The organism is Streptomyces sp. NPDC001980 (genome assembly GCF_040296885.1).
Classification (GTDB): domain Bacteria; phylum Actinomycetota; class Actinomycetes; order Streptomycetales; family Streptomycetaceae; genus Streptomyces.
This window is the reverse complement of record NZ_JBEOYD010000043.1, coordinates 42,382-68,486: the sequence shown is the minus strand read 5'-3', so window position 1 is coordinate 68,486 and position 26,105 is coordinate 42,382. Positions and strand designations below refer to the sequence as shown.

Annotated in this window: 20 protein-coding genes; 6 read left to right on the top strand and 14 right to left on the bottom strand. The window is 72.7% G+C overall.

Annotation, left to right across the window (positions count from 1 at the left end; genetic code table 11):
- Positions 1-46 precede the first annotated feature (46 nt).
- From ABT137_RS41820 to modA, 3 genes are read right to left on the bottom strand one after another with little or no spacing between them, the layout of a single operon-like run.
- A complete protein-coding gene (locus tag ABT137_RS41820) occupies positions 47-1,363 on the bottom strand; it encodes an ABC transporter ATP-binding protein (RefSeq protein ID WP_351717313.1) in 1,317 nt (438 codons plus the stop codon).
- A 25-nt stretch (positions 1,364-1,388) separates the two neighbouring features.
- A complete protein-coding gene (gene modB / locus ABT137_RS41815) occupies positions 1,389-2,237 on the bottom strand; it encodes a molybdate ABC transporter permease subunit (protein WP_351717312.1) in 849 nt (282 codons plus the stop codon).
- Positions 2,234-3,061 (bottom strand): molybdate ABC transporter substrate-binding protein, encoded by an 828-nt coding sequence (gene modA, locus ABT137_RS41810; RefSeq protein ID WP_351717310.1) that lies wholly within the window; start codon positions 3,059-3,061, stop codon positions 2,234-2,236. Before modA ends, modB begins: the two co-directional genes overlap by 4 nt.
- A 207-nt stretch (positions 3,062-3,268) precedes the next feature.
- Here modA and ABT137_RS41805 point away from each other — a divergent pair, with 207 nt between their 5' ends.
- Positions 3,269-3,757 (top strand): molybdopterin-dependent oxidoreductase, encoded by a 489-nt coding sequence (locus ABT137_RS41805; RefSeq protein ID WP_351717308.1) that lies wholly within the window; start codon positions 3,269-3,271, stop codon positions 3,755-3,757.
- Here ABT137_RS41805 and ABT137_RS41800 read toward each other — a convergent pair.
- Together ABT137_RS41800 and ABT137_RS41795 are read right to left on the bottom strand one after the other, a co-directional pair.
- The gene (locus tag ABT137_RS41800; protein WP_351717307.1) at positions 3,672-6,410 is read right to left on the bottom strand and encodes a molybdopterin-dependent oxidoreductase; all 2,739 of its coding nucleotides are present in this window, start codon (positions 6,408-6,410) and stop codon (positions 3,672-3,674) included. The two genes, ABT137_RS41805 and ABT137_RS41800, sit on opposite strands and share 86 nt — an antisense overlap.
- Positions 6,407-7,240: an FAD binding domain-containing protein gene (locus ABT137_RS41795; RefSeq protein ID WP_351717305.1), complete on the bottom strand. Its 834-nt coding sequence runs from the start codon at positions 7,238-7,240 to the stop codon at positions 6,407-6,409. Before ABT137_RS41795 ends, ABT137_RS41800 begins: the two co-directional genes overlap by 4 nt.
- Before the next feature lie 185 nt (positions 7,241-7,425).
- Here ABT137_RS41795 and ABT137_RS41790 point away from each other — a divergent pair, with 185 nt between their 5' ends.
- Positions 7,426-8,916 carry a helix-turn-helix domain-containing protein gene (locus tag ABT137_RS41790; protein ID WP_351717304.1) on the top strand — a complete coding sequence of 497 codons (1,491 nt, stop codon included), beginning with the start codon at positions 7,426-7,428 and terminating at the stop codon, positions 8,914-8,916.
- A gap of 5 nt (positions 8,917-8,921) precedes the next feature.
- Here ABT137_RS41790 and ABT137_RS41785 read toward each other — a convergent pair whose 3' ends face one another.
- From ABT137_RS41785 to kdpB, 7 genes are all read right to left on the bottom strand, one after another.
- Positions 8,922-9,317 (bottom strand): TOBE domain-containing protein, encoded by a 396-nt coding sequence (locus ABT137_RS41785; RefSeq protein WP_351717302.1) that lies wholly within the window; start codon positions 9,315-9,317, stop codon positions 8,922-8,924.
- A gap of 50 nt (positions 9,318-9,367) precedes the next feature.
- Positions 9,368-9,889 carry a hypothetical protein gene (locus ABT137_RS41780; RefSeq protein WP_351717300.1) on the bottom strand — a complete coding sequence of 174 codons (522 nt, stop codon included), beginning with the start codon at positions 9,887-9,889 and terminating at the stop codon, positions 9,368-9,370.
- A gap of 161 nt (positions 9,890-10,050) precedes the next feature.
- The gene (locus tag ABT137_RS41775; RefSeq protein WP_351717298.1) at positions 10,051-12,006 is read right to left on the bottom strand and encodes an APC family permease; all 1,956 of its coding nucleotides are present in this window, start codon (positions 12,004-12,006) and stop codon (positions 10,051-10,053) included.
- A gap of 298 nt (positions 12,007-12,304) precedes the next feature.
- Positions 12,305-13,081 carry a GNAT family N-acetyltransferase gene (locus ABT137_RS41770; protein WP_351717297.1) on the bottom strand — a complete coding sequence of 259 codons (777 nt, stop codon included), beginning with the start codon at positions 13,079-13,081 and terminating at the stop codon, positions 12,305-12,307.
- A 114-nt stretch (positions 13,082-13,195) separates the two neighbouring features.
- On the bottom strand, positions 13,196-13,273 hold the full coding sequence (locus tag ABT137_RS51135; RefSeq protein ID WP_502984659.1) for a 50S ribosomal protein bL37: 78 nt from the start codon (positions 13,271-13,273) through the stop codon (positions 13,196-13,198).
- Positions 13,274-13,304: 31 nt separating this feature from the next.
- The gene (locus tag ABT137_RS41765) at positions 13,305-14,114 is read right to left on the bottom strand and encodes an SDR family NAD(P)-dependent oxidoreductase (RefSeq protein ID WP_351717295.1); all 810 of its coding nucleotides are present in this window, start codon (positions 14,112-14,114) and stop codon (positions 13,305-13,307) included.
- Positions 14,115-14,473: 359 nt separating this feature from the next.
- On the bottom strand, positions 14,474-16,627 hold the full coding sequence (kdpB, locus tag ABT137_RS41760; RefSeq protein ID WP_351717293.1) for a potassium-transporting ATPase subunit KdpB: 2,154 nt from the start codon (positions 16,625-16,627) through the stop codon (positions 14,474-14,476).
- 571 nt (positions 16,628-17,198) lie between these two features.
- On the opposite strand from kdpB, the gene ABT137_RS41755 reads away from it, so the two are divergent.
- Complete coding sequence (locus ABT137_RS41755) at positions 17,199-18,611, top strand: GlnX family signal transduction membrane protein (RefSeq protein WP_351717291.1); 1,413 nt, start codon at positions 17,199-17,201, stop codon at positions 18,609-18,611.
- Between the two features lie 24 nt (positions 18,612-18,635).
- Here ABT137_RS41755 and ABT137_RS41750 read toward each other — a convergent pair whose 3' ends face one another.
- A complete protein-coding gene (locus ABT137_RS41750) occupies positions 18,636-20,195 on the bottom strand; it encodes a Na+/H+ antiporter (RefSeq protein ID WP_351717290.1) in 1,560 nt (519 codons plus the stop codon).
- A 268-nt stretch (positions 20,196-20,463) separates the two neighbouring features.
- Between ABT137_RS41750 and ABT137_RS41745 the strand changes: the two genes are divergently transcribed.
- The 3 genes from ABT137_RS41745 (at position 20,464) to ABT137_RS41735 (ending at position 25,405) form a co-directional block, all read left to right on the top strand.
- Positions 20,464-22,962 (top strand): ATP-binding protein, encoded by a 2,499-nt coding sequence (locus ABT137_RS41745; protein WP_351717288.1) that lies wholly within the window; start codon positions 20,464-20,466, stop codon positions 22,960-22,962.
- 37 nt (positions 22,963-22,999) lie between these two features.
- The gene (locus ABT137_RS41740) at positions 23,000-23,389 is read left to right on the top strand and encodes a hypothetical protein (RefSeq protein ID WP_351717286.1); all 390 of its coding nucleotides are present in this window, start codon (positions 23,000-23,002) and stop codon (positions 23,387-23,389) included.
- Between the two features lie 192 nt (positions 23,390-23,581).
- Positions 23,582-25,405, top strand: a complete 1,824-nt coding sequence (locus ABT137_RS41735) for an NAD-binding protein (protein ID WP_351717284.1) — start codon at positions 23,582-23,584, stop codon at positions 25,403-25,405.
- On the opposite strand, the gene ABT137_RS41730 is transcribed toward ABT137_RS41735, so the two are convergent.
- A complete protein-coding gene (locus ABT137_RS41730; RefSeq protein WP_351717282.1) occupies positions 25,383-25,901 on the bottom strand; it encodes a hypothetical protein in 519 nt (172 codons plus the stop codon). The genes ABT137_RS41735 and ABT137_RS41730 overlap by 23 nt on opposite strands.
- Positions 25,902-26,105 lie beyond the last annotated feature (204 nt).

Genomic DNA, 26,105 nt, shown 5'->3' with positions numbered 1-26,105 from the left:
GGCCCCGCTTCGGCGGGGCCTCTCGTCTTGTACCGGGTACGCGGTTTTATGCCGGGTACGCGTGTGTCTGGGTCGCCTTCACCGTTGCCCAGACCGTGGCGCCCGGGTGCAGGTCCAGTTCCGCGGCTGCGACTGTGGTCAGGTCTGCGGCGAGGGCGAGTTCCCCGGTCAGGTCGGCGCGGATCTGGTCGCCGTGGGTCTCCAGGCCGGCGACCTCGCAGCGCCAGAGGTTGCGGGCGCTGGCGCCGGTGGGACGGTCCCGGAAGAGGGTGACGGCGCTCGGCGGGAACGCGACGAAGACGTCACCGGCGAGGACTTCGGTGGTGGTGATGGTGGTGGTGTTCGAGGGGTCCGTGTCCAGTTCGACCGTGTGGCCCGCGGCCCGGCCCCGGTAGAGGTTGAGGCCGACCAGGTGGGCGATGTAGTCGGTGCGCGGGTGGCGGGCGATGTCGGAGGGCGTGCCCTCCTGGACGACCCGGCCGTGTTCGATGACGATCAGGCGGTCGGCCAGCACCATGGCGTCCAGCGGGTCGTGCGTGACCAGGACCGCGACCGCCTCGAACTCGGCCAGGTGACGGCGGAGTTGGGAACGCACGTCCAGACGGGTGCGCGCGTCGAGGGCGGCGAGGGGTTCGTCCAGGAGCAGCAGGCGGGGGCGGGTGGCCAGGGCGCGGGCCAGCGCGACGCGCTGGGCCTGGCCGCCGGAGAGACGGCGGGGTTTGACGCCGGCGTGTTCGGCGAGGCCCATGCGGTCCAGCCAGGCGGCCGCCTGGGCGCGCGCCTCGGCCTTCGTCGCGCCGTGGCAGCGGGGGCCGAAGGCGACGTTGTCGAGGGCCGTGAGGTGGGGGAAGAGGAGGTAGTCCTGGAAGACGACGCCCACCGGGCGGGATTCGGGGGGCGTGCGGTCCACCTCCGTGCCGTCCAGGTGGAGATGGCCGGCGGTGAGGGGGGTGAGGCCGGCCAGGGCGCGGAGGGCGGTGGTCTTGCCCGCGCCGTTGGGACCCAGGAGGGCGACGACCTCGCCGGGGGCGGCGGTGAGGGTGATGTCCAGGTGGAAGGTGGGGCGGGTGACGACGAGGTGGGCGTGGAGGCCGTGCGTCGCCGGGTGCGGGTGGGGGGGTGGTACCCGGCCTTCGGCCGGCTTTGGGTTCCCACCCGCACCACCTGTGCGGGTATCGGTGTCGGGCGCGGGTGGCCCCTGCGGGGGCTGAGCGCCATCGGCGGCTGCGGGTGGTCGGTGGGGATGCTGGGTGCCGTCGGCGGCTGAGGGGCGCCCGTCGGGATGCTGTGTGCCGTCGGCGGACGCGGACGGTCCGTGGGGAGGCTGCGTGCCGTCCGCCGGTGCGGGATGTGAGTTGGTCATCGGGGCGTCGTCCACCGGGTCGTTCTCATGATGCCGTCATCCAACGATCCCGCAACGCCGCCAGCACCGCGATCGACACCGTCAGCAGCACCAGGCTGAGCGCGATCGCCGCGTCGGGGTCGTTCTGCAGGGCGAGGTAGACGGCGAGCGGCATGGTCTGGGTGCGGCCGGGGAAGTTGCCGGCGAACGTGATCGTCGCTCCGAACTCGCCGAGCGCCCGGGCCCAGGCCAGGACCGAGCCGGCCGCGATGCCGGGGGCGATGAGCGGGAGCGTGACCCGGCGGAACGCCGTGAAGCGGGAGGCGCCCAGGGTGGTGGCCGCCTCCTCGTAGCGGGGGTCGGCGGCGCGCAGCGTGCCCTCGACGCTGATCACCAGGAAGGGCATGGCCACGAAGGACTCGGCGACCACCACGCCCGCCGTGGTGAACGGGAGGGTGATGCCGAACCAGGAGTCCAGCCACTGGCCGACCACCCCGTTGCGGCCCAGGGCGAGGAGCAGGGCCACACCGCCCACCACCGGGGGGAGGACGAGGGGGAGGGTGACCAGCGCCCGTACGAGACCCCGGCCGGGGAACTCGGTGCGGGCCAGCAGCCAGGCCAGCGGCACGCCCAGGACCAGGCTCACGGCCGTCGCTGCCGTCGCGCAGATCAGGGAGAGCTGGAGGGCCTGCCAGACCTCCGTGCTGGTGAGCAGGGACGGCAGGCTGCGCCAGGGGGCCCGCACCAGCAGGGCGACCAGCGGCAGGAGCAGGAAGACCAGAGCTACCGCTCCGGGGAGGAGGAGCGGTAGCGGTACGGCTGCCCGAACGCGCCGGCGCCGCGGACCGCCCGTGAGGGGGCCGGCCGCGGCGCCGGACTCGTCGGCCTTCGTCACGGCTTGAGGAACCCGGCGTCGTTCAGCACCTGCTGGCCCTCGGCGGACTGCACCAAAGCGATGAACGCCTTGGCCACCGTCGGGTTCGGGGCGTTCTTGAGGAGGGCGATCGGGTAGTCGTTGATGGCGTTGGCGGACTCGGGGAACTCCACGCCCTCCACCTTGCTGCCGGCGGCCTTCACGTCGGTCTTGTAGACGACCGCCGCGTCGGCCTCCTTCAGCACCACCTTGTTGAGGGCGGACTTCACGTCCTCCTCGTAGGAGACCGGGGTGAGCTTGAGCTTGCCGGCGTCCAGGGCCTTCTGCGCGGCGGCACCGCACGGCACCGTCTTGTCGCACAGCACGACCTTCAGCGACGACTTCGTGAGGTCCTTCAGCGAGGAGATCTTGTCGGGGTTGCCCGGCAGGGTGGCGATCTCCAGCTGGTTGCGGACGAAGGTGGCCGGCGTGGTGGCGGTGTCCTTCTTGTCCGTCACGATCGCCATGGTCTTGGGGCTCGCGGCGGCGAAGACGTCGGCAGGCGCACCGCTGGTGATCTGCGCCGCTAGGGTGTCACTGCCGCCGAAGCTGAAGTTGACCTTGGTGCCCGGGTTGGCCTTCTCGAAGTCGGCCTTCAGGGTGGTGAAGCTCTCCTGGAGCGAGGCCGCAGCGAACACGGTGATCGAGCCCGACAGCTTGGGCGTCGCCGCCGCCGACGTGTCCGACTTCGTCGTAGCGGACGAGTCGTCGTCGGAGGAGGAGCAGGCGCTCAGGGCCAGCAGGGCCGCGACCGAAGCACCGGCCACCTGGAGCGTCCGCCGGGTCCGGCGCACGGAACGGGTCATCACGAGTGAACTCCTCTGAATTCTATGAACAATCTGTCGCGCCCTGCTGCGACCTGTCTATCAGTCCGCGTGGCGATGATACTGCCGCAGATGCCAGGCGTAAGTCTTCTGTCACATCGCATGAGCTGCATACTTACGGATTGGGGCTGGCATGTGCGTTTGTACGGTGACCTGTCGCGGGTACCGTCATCCGGGAGGTGGCCGCACATGACGCTCGCCGAACTCGTCCTCACCGGAGACCTCGCACGACCGGCCCGGCTGACCGTGCCCGACCTCCTGCGCTGGCCCCAGCACCGGGTGCGGTCCAGCTTCGAGTGCGCCACCAGCGGCATCCAGCACCACGCCTTCACCGGACCGCGGCTGTACGACGTCCTCACCGCCGCCGGACCCGGATTCGACCCCGCCCGGCGCAAGGACCGGCTCCGCTTCCTCATCGCCGTCTCCGGCGCCGACGGGCACCACGCGCTGCTCTCCTGGGCGGAGATCGACCCCGATTTCGGCCATGCCCCGGTTCTGCTCGGGGTCAGCATCGACGACACCCCGCTGGACCGGGCCGGTCCGCAACTGGTGCTGCCGCAGGACCGTTGCGGGGCCCGGCACATCAGCGGCATCACGGGGATACGGGTGGACGGCGGCTACGGCGGCTGGCATCCAGCGCCCGCCACACCCGGTCGCGTGTCAGCGGCAGCTCCGTGAACCGTACGCCCGTCGCGTCCCGCAGCGCGTTGGCCAGCGCCGGTGCGACCGGGTTGAACGGGCTCTCGCTCATCGACTTCGCGCCCAGCGGCCCGATGGCGTCGGTGGTCTCCATGAAGTGCACCTCGGTGCGCGGGATGTCGGCGTACTGCGGCAGCCGGTAGCGGCGGAAGGCGGCCGTCTCGACCTCGCCGCGCGCGTCCAGCCGTACGTTCTCGAAGAGGGTCGCGCCGAGCGCCTGGGCCACCCCGCCCTCCACCTGGCCGCGGCACTGCATCGGGTTCATCACCTTGCCCGCGTCGGCGGCGTGCACGCTGCGCAGGATGCGGATCTCCCCGGTGTCCGGGTCCACGGCCACCCTGAACCACTGCGCGTTGAAGGCGACCGAACGCGGGGTGCCACCGAAGTGGCCCTCGGCGGCGCACTCGACGCCGACCGCGCGGGCGGCCGCGTACAGCTCCTTGAGCGGGAGCCGCCCGCCCGGGTGCAGGACGGCCTCTTCCACCAGCCGGCAGTCGGCGCGCGCCACGCCCAGGTGTGCGGCGGTGAAGTCGAGGAGCAGGTCGGCGAGGGCGCGGGAGGCGCGCAGGGTGGCCTTGCCCGCGACCACGGTTCCGGTGGAGGCGAAGGCCCCGGTGTCGTGCCGTACGACGTCCGTGTCGGACTGGCGGACGGTGATCCGGTCGACGGTGGTGGCGAGTTCGCCGGCCGCGATCTGGCGGTGGACGGTCGTGGTGCCATTGCCGAACTCGGCCGTGCCGACCGCCAGATCGAAGCTGCCGTCGGGGAGCAGGGCGGCCCTGGCGTCGGCGATGTGGCCGCCCGGCGGGCCCGTCGCGATCATCGCCAGCGCCGCGCCCTCGCCGACCAGCCAGCCGTCCGGGGCCGCGGTGGCGGGTTCCGCCTGGGCCCGGCGGACGATGGACACGCACTGGTCGAAGCCGTAGCTCGCGATGTGCAGGTCCTCCTCGTGGCCGCCGGGGGTGAGCATCGACTCGCCCGGGCCGATGATGTTGCGGGCCTTGAAGTCCAGGGGGTCCAGGCCGAGTTCACGAGCGAGCTCGTCGAGGGCGGACTCGACCGCGAACAGCACCTGGCCCAGGCCGTAACCGCGGAAGGCGCCGGCCGGGACGGTGTGGGTGTATACCGAGTAGGCGTCGACCTTCTTGTGCGGGGCCCGGTACATCGCCATCGACTCGCCCACGCTGTGGAACATCACCGCCGGGCCGTGGTTGCCGTACGCGCCGGTGTTGGAGACCACCCGGAGCTGGAGCGCGGTCAGCGTGCCGTCGTGGCGGGCGCCTGCCTTCACGTGCACGGTGAACGGGTGCCGGGTGGTGGCGCCGTAGAACTGCTCGGCGCGGGTGTACTCCAGCTTCACCGGTCGGCGCAGCCGCAGCACGGCAAGGGCCACGACGTCCTCGACCAGCATCTCCTGCTTGCCGCCGAAGCCACCGCCGACCCGGCCCGCGACCACCCTGACCTGCTCCGGCGGCAGGTCGAAGAGCGTGCACAGGGCGCGGCGGGTGAGGAACGGGGTCTGGGAGCTGGTGCGGACGGTGAGGCGCCCGTCCTCGTCGAGCCAGGCGACCGCGCCGTGCGTCTCCAGGCTGGCGTGCTGGACCCGTTGGGTGCGGAAGGTTGCCTCGTGGACGGCGTCGGCCGTGGCGAAACCGGCCTCGACGTCACCGATCTCGCCGTGCGCCTCGCCGACGACGTTGGCGTGCGGGCGGGAGATGCGGGCGGCCGACGGGTCCTTGTCGTGGACGACGGGGGCGCCGGGGCGCATCGCCTCCTCCGGGTCCAGGACCGCGGGTGCAATGTCATATACCACTGAGATCCGCCGGCAGCCCTCCTCCGCCGCCGCCTCGCTCTCCGCGACGACCGCCGCGACCCGCTGGCCGATGTAGCGGACCGTGTCGTCGAGGAGGCGGGTGTCGGCCGGGTCCTCCTCGGGGTGCTCGTGGCGGGCGGTGGAGTAGTGGCGTTCCGGGGCGTCGTGGTGGGTGAGGACGGCGTGCACGCCCGGCACGCGCAGCGCGGCCGAGGTGTCGATCGAGGTGATGCGGGCGTGGGCGTGCGGGGAGCGCAGCAGCTTCATGTGGAGCAGGCCGGGCACGTCGAGGTCGAAGGTGTAGCGGGCGGTGCCGGTGACGACCTGTGGTCCGGCGGGGGCCGGCAGGTTGCGGCCGACGGACTCGCCGGCGGACGGCTCCTCGACGTGTTTCACCCCGCGCACGGCGTCCTCGATGGCCCGGTAGCCGGTGCAGCGGCACAGGTTGCCCTTGAACGCCCGGGGCAGATCGGTGAGTTGCTCGTCGGTCAGGGCGGCCGTGGTCATCAGGAAGCCGGCCGTGCAGAAGCCGCACTGGAAGCCCTGGGCGTCCAGGAACCTCCGCTGCACGGGGTGGAGTTCGCCGTCGGGGGAGGCGAGGCCCTCGACGGTGGTGACCGTGCGGCCCTCGGCGCGGAAGGCCGGGTAGAGGCAGCTGTGCACCGGTTCGCCGTCGACGTGGACCGTGCAGGCTCCGCAGTCGCCGGCGTCGCAGCCCTTCTTCACCCCGAACCAGCCGCGCTCGCGGAGGTAGGTGCGCAGGCACTGGCCCGGGCGCGGTTCGTCGTCGTGGGACCGGCCGTTGACCTCGATCCTCATCGCTCCCCCAGGTCCCGCGGTTCCGCCAGCTCGCGGCGGATCTGCTCCGCGAAGTGACATGTCATATGGCACCGCCACTCCGGCAGCCCGTGGATGTCGTCGAACCACTCCCCGTCCCCGACGCCCGCACCGATCGCCGCCCGCAGCGCCTCCGCCGTCGGCACCAGCGGGAACCACAGCCGCACCGGCCGCACGGTCGACGCGGTGACCGTCAGCGCGAACGAGCCGTCGACGGGGTCCAGCGTGCCGATCACCAGTACGCCGGAGCGGCCCAGGCCGTAGAGGGAGGCCTGGCGGAACGCGGTGCGGCGGGCCAGCGCGCGGGCCGGGACGGTGACCGAGCGCAGCAGTTCGCCCTCGGCCAGGTCCTTGCGGCCCGCGCCGGTCACGAAGCGGGCGACCGGGACCCGCCGTCGTACGCCGTCCTGGGCGATCAGCAGGCACTCCCCGTCGAGCGCGGCCGTGAGGGAGATCATCGGGCCGGCCGGGAGGGCGTTGCAGAGGTTGCCGCCGACCGTGGCCACGTTCCAGATCTTGAAGGAGGCGAGGAAGGCGCGGCAGCACTGCTCGACGAGGGGAGCGGCCGCCGCCGGCGATGACCGTGCGTACCGGGAGAGCTGGGCGACGGTGCAGGTGGCGGCGATCTCCAGGGCGCCGTCCGGGGTGTGCCGCAGGGGAGTCCAGCCGGTGCGGCTCAGGTCGACCAGGCGGCGCAGGTGCGGCTGGGGCTCGGAGAAGAGGTACGTCCCGCCGCCGAGCCAGGCGTCGCCCGGCCGCCAGGGGGCCGGGTCCCGGGCGTCGCGGATCTCCACCAGCGTGTTCAGGTCCATGCCGGTCAGTGAAGCAACGCGCGAGGGCCCCGCACGACTGGTGCGGGGCACGGAAAAAACGAGCCGGACGGGGCCGGTCCTGGATGATTCACCAAGAGACGTTCCGTGCGGAAAGACTTGCATTTACGATGCTGTAACTCGCACTCACCTGGTGAATGCGAGGACGGCACAAGGAGTCTGAGCACATGCACGTCGAACACCTCGTGGCGGACCACTCCCTCGGGCTGCGTCCGCTGTGGGCGCAGGACGCCCTGTTGACCCGGGAGATCAGCGGGGTGACGGTCACCGACCTGGAGGACCCGGCCCGCTTCGTGCGGCCCGGGGAGGTGGTGCTCAGCGGACTGGTGTGGTGGGCGCCGGGGAAGGCGGAGCGGTTCGTGTCGGCCCTCAAGGAGGCCGGGGCCGTGGCGCTGTTCGCCGGGGAGGAGACCCACGGGGGCGTGCCCGGGGAACTGGTGGAGGCGTGCGTACGGCACGGCGTCCCGGTCGCCGGGGTGCCGGCACACATCATGTTCCGGGCGATCACGGACACCGTGTACCTGCGGCAGTGGGGCGAGTTGAGCCGCAGGCAGGCGCTGCCGGAGAACGCCCGGGTCCGGCTGAGCAGGCTGCTCGCCCAGGAGGCCGGACCGGCGGAGCTGCTCGCGGCGGCCTTCGCGCATCTGGACCGGACCGCCGCCCATGTCTTCACGCCGTCGGGGCGGACCGTCGCGGCCACGGCCGCCGCACCACGGGTGCCGGGCCGGGAGGCCGCGAAACTGGTCGCGGACGGGCGCGGGATGACGGTGTCCGTCGCCGCCGACAGTGTCTCGCCGTACGAGCGCTGGCTGCTGTACCTGCCCGACCCCGACAGCGCGCCGGCCGGGATGCTGCACGAAGTGGCCGCCGCGCTGGGCCGCTGCCAGGAGACAGCGGTCCGGCGCCGGTCGGCCGAGCGGCAGGCGGCCGACGAACTGGGCGCGCTGCTGGCCGGGGCGGCGGCAGGGGCGGTCGAGGGGACTCTGCAGGCCGCGGTCCGGGAGTGCGGGCTGCCCGCCGACGCGACCTCCTGCCGGGTGGTCGTCGCCGACACCGGAGCCCGGCGGCCGGGGCTCGCCGAGGGGGCACTGGCGGAGGTCGCCGGGCATGTCGCGGCGCACGCGGCGGTGGGCCGGCTGCCGGACGGGGGAGCCTTCGCGGTGCTGCCCGACGTGGAGGGCCCGCTGGACGAGGTCTGGTCGCTGGTCGCCGGCTGCGATCCCGGTGTCCCGCTGCACGGCGGAACCGGGGTGACAGCGGCGGGGCCCGGCGGGCTGGCCGGTGCGCTGGCGCAGGCGCGGTACGCGCTCACCTCCGCCCGCGCCACCGCGCCGGATGCCTCCGCCGTCACCGACGCCACCGCGCTCACCAGTCTCGACGCGCTGCTCACCGGAGTGCCCGCCGACGTCCGCGCGGCCTACAGCCGTACCGTCCTCGGCCCGCTGCTGACCGGCGGCCGCGCCGCCTTCGCCGTGCTGCTGAGCACCCTGGAGACCTTCCTGGCCTGCGACGGCTCCTGGGCGCGCACGGCGGAGGCGCTGCATCTGCACGTGAACACGGTGCACTACCGGATGCAGCGGGTGGAGCACTTCACCGGCCGGGACCTGTCCCGGCTGAGCGACCGGCTGGACCTGTGGGCCGCCCTGCTGTGCAGGTGACCCCGTCAGACGCGGTCGATGTGCACGTTCGTGGACTTCACCCGGGCGGTGGCCTCCATGCCGACCTCCAGGCCGAGTTCCTCGACCGCCTCCCGGGTCAGCAGGGAGACCAGCCGGTGCGGGCCGGCCTGGATCTCGACCTGGGCGGCGACGTCGCCGAGCTTGATCGCGGTGACGATGCCGGGGAAGGCGTTGCGGACCGAGGTGTAGGAGGCGTCCTCCTCGGCGGTGCCGGCCTTGGCCAGTTCGACGGAGAACGCGGCGAGGTCCGTGCCGTCGATGAGCCGCCGGCCGCCCTCGTCCCGATGGGTGGTCATCCGGCCCGCGTCGGCCCAGCGGCGGGCGGTGTCCGGGCTGACGCCGAGCAGCCGTGCCGCCTGGCCGATCGTGTAGGAGGGCATGGGCTCACCATAGGGCCAGGTGGCGGGGTACGAGGACGTGGGGTGACCGGTCAGGTGAGGCCGGACGCGTCGAGAACCGCGCGTGCGTTCGTATCGTCGATCTCGTGGCCGAGTCGCGTCAGCACCTCGGCGCCCCGGCGCAGGGTGCCGCGCTCCAGAGAACGGCGGACGCCGGTGTCGAGTTCGTGCCAGAGCAGGGGGTTGGCGTGCAGGACGCCCGGGTCGAGCTCCAGCCGGTTGCCGTCGGAGTCGCGCAGGACCAGATGCTCGGCGACGTCCCCGTACTGGCCGACGTAGACGAGGGAGTCGGTGCGGACGGTACGGCGGCGGAGCGGGCCGCGGACGGCCAGCCAGCCGGGGCCCGCCGTGACGCGGGCCGGCAGCAGCATGACGAGGATCGCGGCCGACAGGGCCACCCAGAGGAGGGCGCGGGCCGGGGTGAGGGTGCCGGCGTCCCAGTCCACCAGGAACGTCAGCCCGCCGAAGCCGACGGCAGAGCCCACGGCCAGGCGTGCGCTGCCGCGCCAGGTGCGGTCACCGGCCGCTCGCATCCCGCGTCTTCTGTCCTCCATGAGGCCGACGGTAGGGGTCGGTGGGGGCCAGCGAGCGACCGCTGATGGGGTTCTTATGCGGACCGTGCGGTTATTGACGGGATTCTTACGCCCCGTGTCCTGCGCCCTCTGCCCGGAGCCGTCTGCCTGGCGCCTTGTGCCCGGTGTCTTGTGTCCGGCCGTCAGCCCGTGTGGACGCGCGGCCGCCGGGAGCGGTCCGGCTCCGCCTCGCGCAGCACCTCGCGGGTGACCGGGGCGACCTCGCCCTGTCCGAAGAGGAAGAAGCGCAGGAAGTTGGCGAACGGGCTGCCCTCGGTCCACTCGAAGTAGATGTGCGGGATGCAGCCGGTCTCGTCCCGGACGTGCAGCAGGAGCGCGGCCAGGGCGTTGGGGATCGAGGCCGACTCCAGGGTCAGCACGCGGTAGCGGTTGTGCAGGACCTCGCCGCGGACGGTCAGGCCCGCCTCGAACTCGGAGGGGTCGGTGACCGTCACCTCGACGAAGACGAAGTCCTCCTGTTCGGGCATGTCGTTGTCGGCCCGGATCTGCTCGATCTTGTCGCGGTACTCGGCCTTGTCGCGCCGGTCCGGCTCGTTGGCGATGAACCGCATCTTGCGGCTGGCCATATCGCGGATGAATCGTTCCGCCATGTCGTCGAGGGTCACGCTGGTCACGCGCAGCTCGAAGGCGCGGGCGAGGCGGGAGAGCAGCGAGACGAGGATGATGCCGACGATGAAGCAGGCACCGATCTTCACGCCGTCCGGGCGCTCGATGACGTTCACGACGGTCGTGTAGAGGAAGACCGCCGAGATGATCCCGAAGCCGATGGTCCACTTGCGCTGTCCGGCCTTGCGGGCGGCGATGGTCACCGCGACCGCGGCGGAGCTGATCAGCACCAGCACGCCGGTGGCGTAGGCGCCGCCCTGCGCGTCGACGTCGGCGTCGAAGATCCAGGTCACCAGGAAGGCGATCAGGGTGAAGACGATGACCATCGGGCGCACGGCGCGGGCCCAGTGCGGGGCCATGCCGTAGCGGGGCAGGTACCGGGGCATCAGGTTGAGCAGGCCGGCCATCGCGGAGGCGCCGGCGAACCACAGGATGGCGATGGTCGACACGTCGTAGACCGTGCCGAAGGCGTTGCCGAGGTACTCGTGCGCCAGGTAGGCGAGTGCACGGCCGTTGGCGCTGCCGCCCGACTTGAACTCGTTCTCCGGGATGAGCAGCGTGGTGATGAAGCTGGTCGCGATCAGGAAGCAGCTCATGATCAGGGCGGCGGTGGTGAGCAGCTTCTTGGTGTCCCGGATCCGGCCGGTGGGCTGCTGCTCGGTGTCGCCCGGGTCGCCCTTGACGTTCGGCATGACGGCGACACCGGTCTCGAAGCCGGACAGGCCCAGGGCGAGTTTCGGGAAGACGATCAGGGCGACGCCGATCATGACGAAGACGTTGCCGTGTTCCGTGGTGAGGGCGCTGGTCCAGTCGGTGATGACGTGCTCGGCGGTGATGACGTGCCAGAAGCCGGCGATCACGACGACGACGTTGAGGGCGAGGTAGATGCCGACCAGGACGACCGCGACACCGATCGCCTCCAGGAAGCCCTTGAGGAAGACCGCGCCGAGCAGGGCCACCAGGAACAGCGTGATGACCATCTGCTTGCCCTGCAGGAAGTCGGTGAGATGCGGGTTCTCCACCAGGTGGGTGGAGGCGTCGGCGGCCGACAGGGTGATGGTGATCAGGAAGTCGGTGGCGGCGAAGCCGAGCAGGGTCAGCACGAAGAGCTTGCCCTGCCAGAAGGAGAGCAGCCGCTCCAGCATGGCGATGGAGCCCTCGCCGTGCGGGCTCTCCTCGGCGACGCGGCGGTAGACCGGCAGGGCGCCGGCCAGGGTGACTATGACGAGCACGATGGTCGCGATCGGCGACAGCAGGCCGGCCGCGAGGGCGGCGATGCCCGGCTGGTAGCCGAGGGTGGAGAAGTAGTCGACACCGGTCAGGCACATCACCCGCCACCAGCGCTGGCCCTGGTGCGCGGGTTCGGGCTGTGCGTGGGGGCCGGTGTGGCCGCCGCCCTTGCCCATGTCGGACAGCCCCTCCAGCATCCAGGCGCGCAGGCGACTGGGAGGGGGGTGTTCGGTCGTGGCCATGGGGTCGGCTCCTGGTGTCCGGCGCGGTGTGGTGCGGCGCAGTTCGATTCCGGCCATCACGCGGACGGCGGCACCAGCGTAAGCAGAGAGTGACGCGTGGGCCCACGGATCGGAGTGCGCTGGGCGTCAAGCTTGCGTTAAGAATCGCCTGGCAGGAGGTGGCGGAGCATCAAGAAAGGGTGGCCCGGAGGCCGGAAATGGGCGCTGGGCTGTACGGGGGACGGCAGGCGGGTGCCGGGCGCCGGACACCGAGCGTTATGCCGTACGGCATCCTGCACGACGTGCTGCCTGCTCCCTCTCACGCGCTCAGCCGTTCGCGTACTGCCGGACCGCCCACCGCGTAGTGCACATACTCGCGGACCAGGCGGAAGCCCGCGGTCCAGGCCAGCAGGCGGCTGGCGCGGTTGTGGACCGAGCAGTTCCAGGCGGGGACGTGGCCGCGCCCGGCGATGTCGGCGCACAGGGACGTCACGCAGGCCAGGGCGAGGTGGTGGCGCCGGCGGTCGGGGACCGTGTAGACGGCGAGGTCCTCGAAGCGGGTGCCGCGGAAGAAGGTGCAGGCGATCGCGAGGACCCGGCCGGTGCGGCCTACCGTGGCCCAGGCGTGCCCGGAGGCGGCCAGGCCCGGCGGTCCGCCCCAGCTGGCCGAGAGCCAGGAGGCGTCCGGGCCGAGGGCGAGCACCGCGTCGGCGTCGGCCGGCTCCAGGCGCCGTACCGTCACGCCCGTCGGGACCCGGGCGGGCTGCGGTTCGGCCTGGAGGGTCCAGACCATCCGCTCCCAGGGGGTGAGGCGTTCGAAGGCGGCGCCGAGCGCGGGCAGGAGGCTGGCGGGAGCGTCGATCCGAGTGCCGGCGAGCGGTGCCAGGGTCTCGGGTGTGAGCGCGTCCGCGGCGCCGCGAAGGACGACGTAACCGGCGCAGGACGCGGCGATCGCGCGCGGGTGGACCGGGCGGTCGGCCCACCAGCGGCCGACACCGGTGGCCAGGATGTGCTCGCCTATGGCGGCGGGTCCGGGGGTTCCGGCGGGCAGCCAGCGGGTGGTCAGGGGGAGGTGCGAAGGGGCGAGCTCGATCATGGGGTCTTCACTCCGACTTGTCCGGCGTTGAGGGTGATGGGGCAGAGCTCAAGGGACCGCGACGGGGGCAGTGCCCTCACCGGCACTGCCCCCGTCGCCGTACCGCCGGAGGCGTCAGCCCTGACCGGCCTTGGTGCCGTGGTTGGACTTCTTCCTGCGGCGGGCCTTCTTCTTGCGGGCTCGCTTGGACATGTAGATCAACTCCGTTGCAGTGAGGGGGCGTTCAAGCGGTGTGACCGACCAGGAGGTCGGCCAGCCTGCTCAGCCGCCTGACGGTGCGGTCCTCCGTCGCCGCCGGGGCCGGTTCGACGCGGGCGTCGCGGTCGTAGTAGGCGCCGTTGACGATCTCGACGGCCGGGTCGCAGAGCCGGACCACGTGTGCGGCGCCCTCGGCGGCCGAGGCGCCCTCGTGGGCGTAGAGCGGGAGCAGCGCGGTCTCGCACGCGCCCGGGTGCACGGAGACGGCGGTGACGCGCGGGTCGGCGGCGAACACCGTGAGGGCCAGCTGCGACTGGGCGTACGCGGCGAGCCGGGAGTAGCGGCGGGCGCGGTTCGGGTCGGCCCACTGGATGGAGGCCGTGCGGTGCAGCGCCGAGGAGACGTTGACCACCCGGCCGCCGGGGTCGCTGGTGAGGGCCGGCTCCAGCAGGCAGGTGAGCAGGTAGTGGGCGAGGAAGTTGACCTGGAAGGCGATCTCGTTGCCGTCGGCGGTCACCGTGTGCCGTTCGGGCGCGGCGATGGCCGCGTTGTTGACGAGGACGTCCAGATGCGGGTGCTCGGTGACCACCTTGTGCGCGAGGCCCTCGACCTCGTCGAGACGGGCGAAGTCGGCCGCATACGTGCACAGTTGGCCGGCCTCGATCCCGGCGGTGGCGACGAGCCGGTCTGCGGCGGCGCGTGCCTCCTCGGCGGTACGGCCATGCAGCAGCACGGTTGCGCCGCGCTCGGCGAGCAGCCGGGCGGTCTCCAGGCCGATGCCGGAGGTGGCACCGGTGACGAGGACGGTACGGGACGAAAGGGTGGAGTCGGACATGATCCCATCCGGGGTTGCGGGCACGCGCCACGGCCCCGGACGGGGCGGCGGGCGTGCGGGGTGAAAGGAGGGCAAGGGGGCGCCGGACCGGGTCAGGTCCCTTGGCGAGAGGGCGAGGGCCGGCGCCCCGTGGGTCACGGAAGCCGCGTCAGCGGGACGCGAGGGCTTCCGGGCAGCGCGGCACACGACGGGACGGCCGAGCGGGACTCGGCGGCCGGTCGAAGAGGAGCCAGGCGCTGTTCACAGGTTCCATGGAAGCCGCCCCGTAGACCCCGGACAAGCCGAAGTGCCGTTCTCTGACGGGGCTCTGACGTGCACATACGGGTCCTTGACGGGCCGTTCGGCCGCACGGGTGAGGGTCAGCCGAGGCCGGGTACCGCCGAGATGAGAAGGTCGATCAGCTTGATACCGGCGAACGGCAGCACCAGCCCGCCGAGCCCGTACACCAGCAGGTTGCGGCGCAGCAGGTCGTGCGCCGACGAGGGTGTGTAGCGGACTCCGCGCAGCGCGAGCGGGATCAGCGCGACGATGATCAGGGCGTTGAAGATGATCGCGGAGGTGATGGCGGAGGTAGGGCTGTGCAGGCCCATCACGTTGAGGGACCTCAGGCCGGGGTACGCGCCCGCGAACATCGCCGGGATGATCGCGAAGTACTTCGCCACGTCGTTGGTGATGGAGAACGTGGTCAACGCGCCCCGGGTGATGAGGAGTTGCTTGCCGATCTCGACGATCTCGATCAGTTTGGTCGGGTTGGAGTCGAGGTCGACCATGTTGCCGGCCTCCTTGGCGGCCGACGTACCCGTGTTCATGGCCACGCCCACATCGGCCTGGGCCAGCGCGGGCGCGTCGTTCGTGCCGTCGCCGGTCATCGCGACCAGTTTGCCGGCCGCCTGCTCCCGCCGGATCAGCGCGAGTTTGTCCTCGGGCGTGGCCTCGGCGAGGAAGTCGTCGAGGCCGGCCTCCTCGGCGATCGCGCGGGCGGTGACCGGGTTGTCGCCGGTGATCATGACCGTGCGGATGCCCATCCGGCGCAGCTCGGCGAAGCGCTGCCGGATGCCGTCCTTCACGACGTCCTTGAGATGGATCAGGCCGAGCACGCGCGGGCCGTCCCAGTCGTGCACCGCCACCAGCAGCGGGGTACCGCCGGACGCGGCCACCGTGTCGGCGAACGTCCGCGCCTGGGACGGGACCTGACCGCCGTACATCTCCACCCAGGCGATCACCTGCTGGGCCGCGCCCTTGCGGATCGCGCAGACGGCGCCGTTGTCCCAGCGCAGGTCCACACCGCTCATCCGGGTCTGGGCGCTGAAGGCGACCCAGCGGCCGTTCGCCAGCTCGTCCTGGGCGGGAGCGCGCAGTCCGTGCAGCTTCTTCGCGAGGACGACGACGGAGCGGCCCTCGGGCGTCTCGTCAGCCAGCGAGGACAGCTGGGCCGCGTCCGCGAGCTGCCGTTCGTCCACGCCGGGCAGCGGTACGAAGGCGACGGCCTCGCGGTTGCCCAGGGTGATGGTGCCCGTCTTGTCCAGCAGGAGCGTGCCCACGTCACCGGCCGCCTCCACGGCCCGGCCGGACATGGCGAGGACGTTGCGCTGCACCAGCCGGTCCATGCCCGCGATGCCGATCGCGGACAGCAGCGCGCCGATCGTGGTCGGGATGAGGGTGACGAGGAGGGCGACCAGGACGGTCGTCGACTGGGCCGCGTCCGCGTACTCGGCCATCGGCTGGAGGGCGGCCACGACCAGCAGGAAGATGATCGTGAGCGAGGCGAGCAGGATGTTCAGGGCGATCTCGTTCGGTGTCTTCTGCCGGGAGGCGCCCTCGACCAGGGCGATCATCCGGTCCAGGAAGCTGTGCCCGGGCCGCGCGCTCACCCGGACGACGATCCGGTCCGACAGCACGGTCGTCCCGCCCGTGACCCCGCTGCGGTCGCCGCCCGACTCGCGGATCACCGGCGCCGACTCGCCGGTCACGGCCGACTCGTCGACCGCGGCGACCCCGTCGACGACATCGCCGTCCGCGGGGATCATCTCGCCGGCCTCCACGACCACGAAGTCCAGCGGCTTCAGCTCGGTCGCGGCGACCGCCTCGGTGCGGGCGGTGCGCGCGTCCGTGCCGTAGCGCCAGTCGAGGAGCCGCAGCGCCACCGTGTCGGTGCGGGCCTTGCGCAGGGACGCGGCCTGAGCCTTGCCGCGGCCCTCGGCGACCGCCTCGGCCAGGTTGGCGAAGACCACGGTCAGCCACAGCCAGAAGCTGATCACCCAGGTGAAGACGGCCGGGTGCAGCAGCGCGGACAGGGTGGTCAGGGCGGCTCCCACCGAGACCACGAACAGGACCGGGTTCCTGACCAGGTCCCGTGGATGCAGTTTGCGCAGAGCGTCGGGAAAGGAGCGGACGAGCTGGGCGGGTTCGAAGAATCCGCTCGGGGTCCGGTGCCGCGTGCCCCCCTTCGACTCCGGACGGGTGGGACGCGGGGCGCGGGACGGCGGGGCCTGCTCGGGAGCGGCGCGCGACATGAGGACCTTCGTGAGACGACAGGGGGTGGTGGGCCGCGAGGACCGTGCGGTGCCGGAGCACCGGCACCGCACGGCGGGCGCACGGACGCCGACGGGACGCCGTCGGGGTGTGGTGCGCGGGCACCCGTCGTTCGGAACGGGCACCCCGGCCGCCGCGGCCGGCATCGGATGTGGGTCCGGGGCCGTGAGGCCGCTGACGCTCGCGGCCTCCTCGGGCGGCCGACCGTGAACCTATCCCTGCGCGGGCGCGGAACATGCCTGTTCAGCGCGGAATTTGCGGATCCCGTACGGGCGTCGCGGGCGGCCCGTCAAGGTCCCGTCAAACCCGCCTGAAGGGGCGTCAGGAGCGCGTCAAGGCCGATCGTTCATGCCCGGATCCGGTCGCAGACTGATCGGCACGGGGGACGGGCGACCGTCCGTGGCGGGTACCTGGGAGGGGACCGTGACCATCACGGCCGGCACAGCACACAGACCTCCGGCGGAGGCTGTCGAAGAGCCACGGCAGGCCACGGTGGTACCGCCGCCCGTACCCACCCCGGGGCCGCGGAAGGAACGCCCGGGGGAGTGGATCGTGGCCGCGCGGGCCGCTCTGCGCCGCCGTCTCCGGTCGACCGTACCGGCCCGGCTGCGTCTCCTGCGCGCGGCCACGGTCCTGCTCGCCGCCGCCCTCGGGGCGCTGCTCCTCGTCGCCGGCCTGGCCGCCAACGGCACCTGGGACGACGTGGCCGACCGCGACGCCCCCCGCACCACCAGCGCGGCCTCCCTCAACCTGGCCCTCAACGACATGGACGCCCAGGCCGCCAACATCCTGCTGTCCAGCGGGGACGGCGGGAAGGGCGAGCTGGCGACCCCGCACGCCAAGGCCGTCGCCCTGTACGGCGACGCCCGCCGCGAGATCGGCCACGACCTGCGCACCCTCGCGGCCGCCGCCCAGGGGAACCGCGCCGACGAGAAGACCGTGGAGTCGATCACCGACGACTTCGCCGAGTACCAGGAACTCATCGGCCGGGCTCTGGAGAACGACCGCCGCGCCGGCGGCAAACCGGACGCGCTCACCGACTACCGCGAGGCCACCGACCTGCTGCGCAACAGCCTCCTGCCGGACGCGCGCAAACTGGTCTCCTCCAACGACGCGGCCTTCGACTCGCACTACGCCGCGGCCCGTTCGGCACTCTCCGGCCAGCTCGCCGCGGTCCTCGCGCTGGGTCTGCTGCTCCTGGCCGTCCTCGGCGTCCTGCAGTGGTACCTGGCCCGCCGCTTCCGCCGCAACCTCAACCCCGGCATCCTGGCGGCCACCGTGTGCACCCTGGTCGCCGTCGTCCTCGGCACCCAGCTCCTCACGGCCTCCGCCACGCATCTGAAGGTGGCCCGGCACGACGCCTTCGACTCCGTCGTCGCCCTCTCCCGCGCCCGCGCGATCGCCTACGACGCCAACGCCGACGAGAGCCGCTACCTCCTCGACCCACAGCGCCGCACCCGGTACGCCGACTCCTTCCTCGCCAAGTCCCAGCAGCTGTACGGCATCCAGGGCGCCACGCTGGCCACGTACGACGCCGGCCTCGCGACCACCTGGCAGGCCTACCGCGCCGACTCCACCGACCTGCGCTTCACCGGTGAGTTCCGGCGCGAGCTGGACAACATCACCTTCCCCGGGGAGCGGGCCGCGGCCGAGAAGACGGTCGACGCGTACGCCGTCTACGAGCGCGACGACCGGAAGATCCGCGCACTGCTCGCCGCCGGCAAGGAGCAGCAGGCGGTGGAGTTCTGCATGGGGTGGGAGGCGGGCACGTCCAACGCGCACTTCGGCGCGTGGATGACCGCGCTGGACGAAGTGACCGGCATCAATCGTGCCCACTTCGACGCGTCGGTGGCCGCGGGGCGGAGCGAGATGACCGGCCGGCTTCCGTACGCCTGTGGGCTGTTGCTGCTTGCGATGGTGCTGACCGGGCTGGGGCTCCGGCCCCGGCTGGCGGAGTTCCGCTGAGTACTGGCCCCTGCCCGCGGAACGCTACGCGTCCGCCAGCCGCGCCTCCTCCAGGTCCAGCGACCGCTGGAGCCGCCTTCGGGTCGTGTCGCTGATCGTGTGCTCGTCGTACAGCCGTCGCAGCTCCGCCGCCTCCACCGCTATCAGGTCGCGGCGCAGCTGCCGGTAGACCAGGTCGGCCGACTCGACCGTACTGTCGGTCAGCCGGTCGCGGGCGTCGTCGAGACGTGCGTTCAGGCCGCGCCGGAGCCGGTCGAGGACCACGTCCGGCACGGCCTCCAGCTCGGACAGCTCCTCCAGGCGCCGGATGCCCGCGTCGGCCAGCCGGCAGCGGGCGGCGGCCTCCTCGCGCTCGGTGTGGTCGGGCTCCAGCGCGATGCCGGAGCGGCGCACCACCGAGGCCAGGGAGAAACCCTGCACGACCAGGGTGACCACGACCACCGAGGTGGTCAGGACCAGGACCAGCGGGCGCTCGGTCAGCGCCGAGCCGTCCTTCGCCACCACCGGGATCGACAGCGCGGCCGCCAGCGGCACCACGCCCCGGGTGCCGGCCCAGGTCAGCACCACCGGCACTCGCCAGTTCGGCCGCTGGATGCCGCCCTTGCGCTGCACGACCGCCGACAGCGGCGCCAGCCACAGCAGCCGCACCGCGATGAGCGTGCCGGCCACCGCCAGCGCGTACAGCGGCCAGGCCTTGTCTCCGTCGGAGAGCGCCCGCACCTGGGCGGGCAGCGCGAGCCCTATCAGGCTGAAGACCACGCTCTCCAGCAGGAAGACCACCGTGCCGTAGACGGCGTGCAGCTGGAGCCTTATCCGGGCGTTGGTGAGCCGGTCGCCGCGGCCGCCCAGGACCACGCCCGCCACCACCACCGAGGTGACCCCGGAGGTGTGGGCCGCCTCCGCGAGGACGTACGCCGCGTACGGCGTGACCAGGGAGATCACCGTCTCCAGGACCGGGTCCTCGGTACGCCGCCGTATCACCACGACGACCGCGGCGACCAGCGCGCCGATCAGCGTGCCGCCGCCCGCCAGCAGCAGGAACTCGCCGCCCGCCGCCCCCCAGTTCGCCGCCGCCGAGGCCACCGCGACACTCACCGCGACCCGGTAGAGGACCAGGGAGGTCGCGTCGTTGAACAGGCTCTCCGCCTGGACCAGCATCTGCACCTTCGGCGGCAGGGCGAGTCGGCGGCCGAGCGCGGTTACCGCGACCGGGTCGGTGCTGGCCAGGATCGCGCCCAGCACCAGCGCCATCCGCCAGGACAGCGGGGTGACCATCGAGGCGACCGCACCCACGGCCGCCGCCGAGGCGAGCACCAGGCCGACCGCGAGCACGCTGACCGGCTTCCACACCGCCCGCAGCTCGCGCCAGGAGAGTTCCTCCGCGCTGGCGTAGAGCAGCGGCGGGAGGACGACGAGGCCGATGACCTCCGGGCTGATCTGGATCGTCGGGGTGCCCGGCAGCAGGGCCACGGCGAGACCCGCGACCACGAGCAGGGAAGGCGCCGGAATCCGCCATCGGCGGGCGAAGGTCGCCACCACCGTGGCCAGTACCACGAGTGCGAGAACCGTACCCACGCTGCGCATGCCGTCCCCCTGGGGCCTGAGGGCCTGTCTCTCGGATCACGCCGCAGACGCGGGGCTGACGAGTCACCGCCGATGTCCTGCGACCTGATCCGAGAGACAGGCCCAACAGGAGCCACTGTGACTCCCGGCCGACCAGACTTCCCGGCACACCGCCTTCACCCTATCCGGCCAAGGGCCGTCAAGACAGTGTCAACGTCCTCGTCAGCGGCGCCAGAGACACGTCAAGACGGCGCTCCCCGGGCCCTCCGGCGCGCTTCTCTTTGAGGTGATGAACGATGTACCGCGCGGACGACTGAAGGTCTACCTCGGGGCCGCCCCAGGGGTCGGCAAGACCTACCGCATGCTCGACGAGGCCCAGCGCCGCGCGTCCCGGGGCGCGGACGTGGCGGTGGGGTACGTGGAGTGCCACGGGCGCCACCTGACCGAGGCCATGATCGACGGCCTGGAGGTCGTGGCACGGTTGCGCTGCGACTACCGGGGCGGCGAGTTCGAGGAGATGGACGTCGCGGCCGTACTGGCGCGTCGCCCCAAGGTGGCGATCGTCGACGAGTTCGCGCACACCAACATCCCGGGCGGCGGCCGGCACCCCAAACGCTGGCAGGATGTCGAGGACCTGCTCGCGGCCGGCATCGACGTGATCACCGCCGTCAACATCCAGCACCTGGAATCACTGAAAGACGTCGTCGAGAAGATCACCGGGGTGCCGCAGCACGAGACGGTGCCCGACGAGGTGGTCCGCAAGGCGGAACAGATCGAGTTCGTCGACATCCCGCCCGAGGGCCTGCGCCGCCGCATGGCGCACGGCAACATCTACGCCCCCGAGAAGATCGACGCGGCCCTCGCCAACTACTTCCGCCCCGGCAACCTCACCGCCCTGCGCCAGCTGGCCCTGCTCTGGGTCGCCGACCGCGTCGACGAGGCCCTCCAGTCGTACCGCGCCGAGCATGCCATCGGCGGGGTGTGGGAGACCCGCGAGCGGGTGGTGGTCGCGCTGACCGGCGGCCCGGAGGGCGACACGCTGGTACGGCGGGCCGCGCGCATCGCAGACCGGTCGGCGGGCGGCGACCTGCTCGCCGTGCACGTGGCCCGCAGCGACGGCCTGGCCGCGGGTGTCTCGCACGCCTCGCTGGCCCGGCAGCGCCGGCTGGTCGAGGACCTCGGCGGCAGCTACCACTCGGTGGTCGGCGACGACGTGGCCACCGCCCTGGTGGACTTCGCACGCGCCGAGAACGCCACCCAGCTGGTCCTCGGCACCAGCCGCCGGGGCCGCCTGGAACGCTTCCTCACCGGACCCGGCACGGGGGAGACGGTCACCGCCCTCTCCGGCGACATCGACGTCCACCGGGTCACCCACGAGCGGGCCGGCCGCGGCACACTGCTGCCCTCCCGCCGCCGCACCCTCTCCACCGGCCGGCTGATCGCCGGACCGGTCGCGGGGCTGGTGCTCCCGGTCCTGCTGACCGTCGCCCTCGCCCAGGTGCGCGGCACCGTCAACCTGACCAGCGAGGCCCTGCTGTTCCTGCTCGCGGTGGTCGGCGTGGCCTGCATAGGCGGGGTGACCTCCGCCGTGATCGCCTCCGTCACCGCGTCCCTGCTGCTCAACTACTGGTTCATACCGCCCATCGGCCAGTTCACCCTCGACGATCCCAACGCCCTGCTCGCGCTCGGGGTGTTCGCGGTCGTGGCCGCCACCGTCGCCGCGGTCGTCGACCGCTCGCTGCGGCTGTCCAGACGCGCGGCCCGGGCCACCGCCGAGGCGGAGACCATGTCGTCACTGGCCGGCAGCATCGTGCGCGGTGGCCAGACCATCCCGGCACTCCTGGAACGCACCCGCGAGACCTTCGGCATGGACTCCGCCGAGCTCGTCGAGGAGCCGCCCGACGGCGCCGAGGCCACCGCCGTGCCCGCCGGACCCGGCAACTACCTCGTCCTGCGCGGCCGTACGCCCTCGTCGTCCGAGCGGCGGGTCCTCGCCGCGTTCGCCGCGCACGTCGGTTCGGCGGTCGAGCGGGCCCGGCTCGCCCAGGCCGCCGCCGAGGTCGAACCCGTGCGTGCCGCCGACCGGATGCGCACCGCGCTGCTGCGCGCCGTCGGCCACGACCTGCGCACCCCGCTCGCGGCGGGCTGGGCGGCGGTCACCTCGCTGCGCAGCCGGGAGGTGGAGTTCTCCCCGGAGGACCGCGACGAACTCCTCGCCACCGCCGAGGAGTCCATGGCCCGGCTGAGCCGCCTCGTCGACAACCTCCTCGACCTCAGCCGCCTGGAGGCCGGCGTCCTCACCCTCAACCTGCGGGCCACCGCCCTGGAGGAGGTGCTCCCGACCGCCCTGGCGGACACTCCGACGGCCGAGGTGCACGGCGAGCTGGAGAACATGCCCCCGCTGCTGGCCGACCCGCCGCTGCTGGAGCGCGTGATCGCCAACCTGGTCGGCAACGCCGCCCGCTACAGCCCGCCCGGCAAGCGGGTACTGGTGACCGCGAGCGCGCTGGCTGGGCGCGCCGAACTCCGGATCATCGACCGGGGCCCCGGCCTGCCGGCCAACGGCCGCGACCGCCTCTTCGAGCCCTTCCAGCGGCTCGGCGACACCGACAACACCACCGGCCTCGGCCTCGGACTCGCCCTCGCCCGGGGGCTCACCGAGGCGATGGACGGCACCCTGACCCCCGAGGACACCCCGGGCGGCGGACTGACCATGGTCGTGTCGCTGCCCCTGGCCGATCGGGCCCAGCCCTTCCGGACACCGCAGCACGTAGGAGGTGCCACATGAGCAGCACGCATGCCGGTCCGGTACGAACGACCTTCGGGTGGCCCACGATGCCCGTCCGGGACCGGGCCGCCCTCGGTCCGCCAAGTCCGCCGACACCGTCGTCGACCACGTGCGCGGCGAACTCACCGCGCTGCTCGGCCTGTCCGGCTGCCGTTTCGAGTACGGCACCCTGCTGGGCCGGCCGCCGCGGCTGGGCAAGGACGGCGCGATCAGCGTCGGGCGCCGGACCTGGGACCCGGACCGCGACGGCTGGCCGGAGGGCGAGACCGAGCTGCGCGCGTACGGCAACGGGCACTACCTCGGCCGGTTCAGGCTCACCCCGGGACCCGGGCCGGTGCCCCCGTTGCAGGCACGGCTGGTCGCGGTGACGCCGGCCGACCAGACCGGGGCGGCGCTGGACACGGCGGGGCCGGTGGGCGCGGGCTGACCCGCGGGTCGGCGGCAGCCCCGCCGTCCGGCTTCCGCGCCTGTCTCGCTCCTGCTTCTTGACATGTTCTTGGCAGAGTTTTGAACGGCGGGCAGCGGTCCGGCCGGAACCGGCGTCACGGCCGGTGCCGTTCAGGCTGATGTGACGTCAACCCTGCTCGTGCCAGCGGCATCCGGAGAGCGAACCGGCCACATGGTGATCTGCGGCGACGACGGCCTCGCACACCGGCTCGCCGTCGAACTGGACGCCGTGTGCGGCGAGGTCGTCACCGTGGTCCTGCCGACCGCCGACGACGAGCACGGCGCCCGGGTCGCCGCCCTGCACCGCGACCCGGCGTCCGCCGTCCACCTGCACATCTCGGGCCGCCCCGACGAGGCCACCCTGCGCGCGGCCGGCGTGGCACGGGCCGCCGCGCTCGCCCTGACCTACCGCGACGACCAGGTCAACGTCACCGCGGCCCTGGTGGCCCGCGCGGTCAACCCCTCCGTACGGCTGGTCGTGCGGATGTTCAACCGGGAGCGCGGCAGCCATCTGGAACGGCTCCTCGACCGGGCGGCGGGCCTGTGCGACGCCCCCGCACCGGACACCTCCACCACCGTGCTCTCCGACGCCGACACCGCCGTACCGGAACTGGTGGCGGCGGCCGCCGTGGGGCACGGCCACACCCTCCAGGTCGAGGGCAAGGTCTTCCGCGGTGTCGTACGGCCCGCGGGGACCCCGACGCACGCCACCGACCTCGCCACCCTCGCCGTGCTCTCCGGCGCGCACGAGGACGATCCGGCCAGCCAGGACAGCGCCGAGACGGCCGGCGAGGACGGCACCCTGCTGCTGCCGGACGACCGGACGGCGTACCACCGGCAGTTCACGCACGGGCGGCTGATGCTGGAGGAGGTCGTCCACCTCGACACCGCCGAACCGGCCCGCCGCGCCTGGCGGTTCCGGCCGGTGCGCTGGCTGCGGGCCCGGCTCGCCCATCTGCCGTGGCGGGTCTTCCGCTCCCGGCAACTGGCCGCAGTCTACGGCTCGTTGGCCGCCGTGGTGGTCGCGCTGTCCGCCGCCACCGCGCTCTTCGCGGACGAGCATCCCTGGTGGAAGAACTTCTACCTGCCCCTGCTGGACATCTTCACGATGGGGGATCCGGCGACCGAGGAGTCCCCCGCCCGCCGCATACTCCAGCTCCTCGCCGGCTTCGTCGGGCTCGCCGTGCTGCCGCTCGTGGTCGCCGCGACCATGAACGCCACCGAGGCGTTCCGCACCGCCTCGGTGAACCATCCGCCCGACGACGACGTCAGCGGCCATATCGTCCTGGTCGGCCTCGGGATGGTCGGCACCCGGGTGCTGGACCGGCTGCGCACCAGCGGCCATCAGGTCGTGGCCATCGAGCGGGACCCACGTGCGAGGGGAGTCGCGCTCGCCCGGGCACTCGGCGTCCCGCTGGTCCTGGAGGACGCCACCGCCCCGGGCGTCCTCGAACTCGCCCGGGTCCGGCAGTGCGGCTCCCTGCTCGTCCTGACCCGCGACGACGGCCAGAACCTCGACATCGTGATGGCCGTCCGGGAGGCCAACCCCGAGGTACGGGTGGTCACCCGGCTGTACGACGACGCCTTCGCCGCGACCGTCCAGCGCACGCTGCGGGCGTCCTACCCGGACGCGCTCACCCGGAGCAGAAGCGTTTCGGCGCTGGCCGCGCCGTCGTTCGCCGCCGCGATGATGGGCCGCCATGTGCTGGGGGTGATGCCCGTGGAACGGGGGTCGCTGCTGTTCACCTGCGTGGACGTGGCCGGGCATCCGGAGCTGGAGGGACGCTCGGTGCACCAGGCGTTCCGGCGGCGGGAGTGGCGGGTGCTGGCAGTGGGGCCGGTCGGCGGGGGCGCCCCGGGACAGCCCGCCTTCGACTGGCGGCCGGCGCAGGGGCGGGTGCTGGAGGCGGGGGACCGGGTGGTGATGGCCACCACGCGGCGCGGACTCGATGTGCTGATGACGGGGGTGGGCGCTAATCCAGGCCCGACGCCTTGAAGACCCCCAGCGCGTTCTCGCGCTCGACCTGTTCGCCGAGGCGGCTCAGGGCGATCGAGCCGCAGAGCAGGGTGCCGGCCTCGGCGGCCTTGCGGGCGCCCGCGTCGACGCGCAGCCACAGGTCGGGGTTGTCGACGAGGACCTGGGGATCGATCTCCAGCCGGTCGCCGAAGGCGTCCCGGAGGAGCAGGCGCGGCGAGATGCCGTCGAGGCGGCGGACCGAGACCAGGCGGTCGGTGCGGACCCTGCGGGTGCGCAGGAGCCGGCGTGAGGTGAGCCAGCCGTCGCCGGCGCGGACCCTGGCGGGGCAGAGGACGCCGAAGAGGAGCAGGGCGAGGGTGGTCCAGAGGGTGCCGCGCCACCAGGTGAACGTCTCTGATCCCCAGTCGATCAGGAGGAGCAGGGCGAGGAGGGCGCCTGCGCAACGGGCCGATGCGTAGACGTCTTTGGACCAGCGGTGGTCCTCGGAGGGGCGGGCTTCTTCGCCGTGCTGCATGGGCTGAAGGTAGGGAGCGGCGGTGCACGGCGTCAGTAGGTGGGGCATGTCTTTGACGGGACTCTGACGGTTGTGGGTGCGTGCGGGCCGGTGGGGGCTGGTCGCGCCCACGCGGTGGCAGCCGCACATCGAATACAGCCCCGCGCCCCTTTCAGGGGCGCTGCCGTCAAGGGCGTGTCAAAGTCGCCGCCCCCCGCGCGAAGA